This is a genomic window from Mesorhizobium abyssinicae, assembly GCF_049887195.1.
GTDB lineage: Bacteria > Pseudomonadota > Alphaproteobacteria > Rhizobiales > Rhizobiaceae > Mesorhizobium > Mesorhizobium abyssinicae.
On record NZ_JARAKC010000178.1, the window covers coordinates 1 to 225 of the forward strand.

The window sequence follows — 225 nt, forward strand, 5'->3', positions numbered from 1 at the left end:
GGCTGCGCTCCAGGCAGATCGCCACCGGCTGGTCCGGCTTCACGCCAAGGCCGACCAGATGATGCGCCAGGCGGTTGGCGCGCGCGTTGAGCTCGCCATAGCTCAGTTCCTCGGCCTCATGCACCACGGCCACCCTGTCGGGCGCCTCACGCACCCGCGCCTCGAACAGCTCGTGGATGCACAGCTGCGAAGGATAGTCCGCTTCCGTCCGGTTCAGCTCCTCCA

General features: G+C 68.0%; 1 protein-coding gene. It reads right to left on the minus strand.

Going from position 1 to position 225, the window contains the following annotated elements; genetic code table 11:
- Nucleotides 1–225: AMP-binding protein (locus PU724_RS34230; protein WP_426213883.1), on the minus strand; the 225-nt coding region annotated here is incomplete at both ends.